Genomic DNA, 1953 nt, shown 5'->3' on the forward strand with positions numbered 1-1953 from the left:
GCGGCCGCGGCGGCCCCGGCTGGTGGACGTGCTGCGGCGCGGCCGCTCGACAACGGGGTCGGGGATCACGACGGGCACGCCGGTGGGCACCCGGGCGCCGGTGATGCGGACGAGCTCCTCGTCACCGGCGGTGACCCTGGTGGTGACGGGGGTGATGCCGGCGGTGGTCATCATGCGGGCCATCGCGCGGCGCTGGTTGGGCAGGACGAGGGTGACGACGGTGCCGGACTCGCCGGCCCGGGCGGTGCGGCCGCCGCGGTGCAGGTAGTCCTTGTGGTCGCCCGGCGGGTCGAGGTTGACGACGAGGTCGAGGCCGTCGACGTGGATGCCGCGGGCGGCGACGTTGGTCGCGATCAGCGCGGTCACCTGGCCGGTGCGGAACTGTTCCAGGGTGCGGGTGCGCTGGGGCTGGGACTTGCCGCCGTGCAGGGCGGCGGCCTTGACCCCGTTCGCGAGCAGGGCCTCGACCAGGCCGTCCGCGCCGTGCTTGGTGTCGATGAACATGATCACCCGGCCGTCACGCGAGGCGATGTGGGCGATCGTGGCGTTCTTGTCGTAGTTCTGCACCTGCAGTACGTGGTGCTCCATGGTGCTGACCGCTCCCGCGGACGGGTCCACGGAGTGGGTGACCGGGTCCTTGAGGAAGCGCCGCACCAGGCGGTCGACGTTGCGGTCCAGCGTGGCGGAGAACAGCATGGTCTGGCCGCCTTCGGCGACCTGTTCGAGGAGTTCGGTGACCTGGGGCAGGAAGCCCAGGTCGGCCATCTGGTCGGCCTCGTCGAGCACCGTGATGTCGACCCGGTCCAGCCGGCAGTCGCCGCGCTGGATCAGGTCCTTGAGCCGGCCGGGCGTGGCCACCACGACCTCCGCCCCGCGGTTCAGCGCCTGGGCCTGGCGGCCGATCGAGGTCCCGCCCACCACGGTCGTCATCCGCAGCCGTACCGCGTGCGCGAACGGGGTGAGGGCGTCGGTGACCTGCTGGGCGAGCTCGCGGGTGGGGACCAGCACCAGGGCCAGCGGCTGGCGGGGGTCGGCCTTCCGGCCGGCGGTGCGGGCCAGCACGGCGAGGCCGAACGCGATGGTCTTGCCGGAACCGGTGCGGCCCCGGCCCAGGACGTCGCGTCCGGCCAGCGAGTTCGGGAGCGTCGCGGCCTGGATCGGGAACGGCGCCGTGACACCCTGCCGGGTCAGCGTGGAGAGCAGGGCCTTGGGCATGTCCAGTTCGGCGAACGCCTCGACGGCCGGGAGTGCCGGGGTGGTGCTCACCGGCATTGCGAACTCGTGCTGGGCGGAGGAGCCCTGACGGGCGGTACGGCCGCCCGAGGGCCGGTCTCCGTAGAAGGAGCTGCCACCGGCGCGGGTTCCGTGGGCGCGGCCGGAACGGGAGTTGGTGTTCTGGTACGAGGAGCGAGTGGAGCGGTTCATGCGGGAGACCTTCCTCGGGGCGGCACGTCACGGGGAAGGCTCCGGGGCGCGGTGCGCCGACGGAGACCGCAAGGGAACGGGCCGAGAGCTGTGACGGGTGGGGCGTGGACGGTGCAACCGTGCGGCACGCCACCTGCGGTCGGCGCCCACCGGCATGGGCGGGAGCGAGGACCTCGCATTGAGATGTCACGGCAGGGGGGTGATTCGGAACGCGGCGCTGTGCGTCTCGCGTGGGGGCGACCGCCGGTGGCGGTGCCTGTCAGGGGGCCCGATGGCCGGGGGCGCGCCCGGGGCAACGCCGAGGGGCCCGCACCGGGCATTGTGTACGCGGTGCGGGCCCCTCGCTGCTTGGCGGGTGCCGTGGCAGAAGAATTACAGCGGGCGGATGTTCTCGGCCTGCGGGCCCTTCTGGCCCTGAGTGACGTCGAACTCCACCTTCTGGCCCTCGAGCAGCTCACGGAAGCCGTTGGCGTTGATGTTCGAGTAGTGGGCGAACACGTCCGGGCCGCCACCCTCCTGCTCGATGAA

Annotated in this window: 2 protein-coding genes; both read right to left on the reverse strand. The window is 72.7% G+C overall.

Annotation, left to right across the window (positions count from 1 at the left end):
* On the reverse strand, positions 1 to 1425 hold a 1425-nt coding region (locus tag ACFWJ4_RS41505), incomplete at its 3' end, for a DEAD/DEAH box helicase (protein ID WP_380554649.1).
* A 372-nt stretch (positions 1426 to 1797) separates the two neighbouring features.
* Positions 1798 to 1953: cold shock domain-containing protein (locus ACFWJ4_RS41510; RefSeq protein ID WP_380554651.1), on the reverse strand; the 156-nt coding region annotated here is incomplete at its 5' end.

Origin of the sequence: Kitasatospora sp. NPDC127067, from assembly GCF_042724755.1 — a bacterium.
Lineage (GTDB): Bacteria > Actinomycetota > Actinomycetes > Streptomycetales > Streptomycetaceae > Kitasatospora > Kitasatospora lactacystinica.